Here is a 1,511-nt window from a genome sequence, read left to right on the forward strand (position 1 = left end):
ATCGCTAGTTGTCCACTCTACCAGTCACGGTACGAGCAAGTGCGTAGAAATCGGCCAGACGTGAGGCGGAGTCCCAATGTAGCATGTGCGAGAGGCACTCCACTGAAGAGAATCTGTCGAGCTACGGATCTCTCGTTGGTGATTCCGGGACAACTGTGCCCGTAGGAGATAGCTGTCGCTCCTCGCCAGCCTCGCTTCGATCGAAGCGAGGCGGCTCAGGCGAGTCCGTGATCGCATCCCGCCGGCAATCCTACTCCGTTCGTCCGATACTTCTCCTTCCACCCGAGTTCATCGTCCAACACTCGTTCGACTCCGTGGAGAAACCCATCACTGAACGTGAATTCCACCGGAAGTGCTCGCCCGCCACGTCGTGGCTGGGCGAGCACCGCCCACTGGAGCACGACCCACAACTGCTCTAACAGAAAGCCAACACCCACGTAGAACAACCGAATCGTCGTCGATGGCGTTGTTGTGAGGGCACGCGCTTCACGGAACTTCTCGTAGCTCTTCTCGATCCGTGACCGGTTGTCGTAGACTGTCGCGACCTGCGCTGGCGTGCGGTCTTCCAGACCGTACGCCGCGTATCCCGTCCGTTTCACACCGGACTTTCCTCGATCACCGTTCTGATAGGTCACGTTTACCGCCAGCGGGTACGTTTGTTCGTACTCCTTGCCTTCACAGATCGTCTCTTCGGTCATGTATGACGCGTTGACCGAGAGCTTCTCCCGGAGCGAGTCTTTCCCGGTCTTGACCGGAAAGACTGGCGGCGCAGTCTCACGAAGCACACCGATCAGTTCCCCGTTGAAGGCAGCTCTATCGATGAGAATCCGCTCGATCTCGAAGGGATAGGTCTCGACGCGGGCGAGCACGCGCTCGACCGCGTCGGCCTTGCTGTCCTCGCCAGCTACTGGCTCTACGGCGAGGGTTAGCGGCTTTCCCCGGGCGATGACGAACGCTGTACAATAGCGGTGGCACTTCGTTGTTCCGTCACGGGCTTGCATCCTCCTGAACTCGTCTTCGTCCTCCGGATGGCCGTGGAACGGGTTGTCCATGAAGTCGATACAGACGGTTCTCGACCCGCTACGGTCGAGAACCGTCATTGCGACCAACGCAAGAATATCGTTCACAGCGTCCAGTATGGCGGGTTTCTGGAGGGTGTGGAGCCAGTCCATCACGGTCTCCCGGTTTGGCGTATCGCTGGTCTTCGTCGTGACCCCGTTGACCGATGTGGTTCCAACAGCGGCCCGAAGCACGACTTCCATGATTTCCTCGGGATCGAGGCCGGAGCCCTCGATCCCTTCCATCGGAATCAACTCCAGCATCTCCAGAGCAAGAGACTTCAACTGGGCGTTCGAAATGAACTCGTCCGGATCTGTGAGAACTTCCTTGAGTAAGGGTAGGTTCATCACTCACAAATCCGGATAGCGGGTGAATCAGGTCACTGATTCATCCGCTTCGTTCCTACAACGTATCAGCTACTGGGCTGTTGAGCCAGAGTGGACAACTAGCGA

1 protein-coding gene is annotated in these 1,511 nt (G+C 57.9%); it reads right to left on the minus strand.

Features of this window, described 5'->3' with window-relative positions; translation table 11 throughout:
* Nucleotides 1–215: 215 nt before the first annotated feature.
* Nucleotides 216–1,406, minus strand: a complete 1,191-nt coding sequence (locus tag PHA81_RS20760) for an ISH3 family transposase (protein WP_273838784.1) — start codon at nucleotides 1,404–1,406, stop codon at nucleotides 216–218.
* Nucleotides 1,407–1,511 lie beyond the last annotated feature (105 nt).

The organism is Halococcus sp. PRR34 (assembly GCF_028617175.1).
Classification (GTDB): Archaea; Halobacteriota; Halobacteria; order Halobacteriales; family Halococcaceae; genus Halococcus; species Halococcus salifodinae.

Excerpts from the sequence above, each read along its gene's own strand:
- PHA81_RS20760 (WP_273838784.1), bottom strand. The coding sequence starts at position 1,406 with ATGAACCTACCCTTACTCAAGGAAGTTCTCACAGATCCGGACGAGTTC.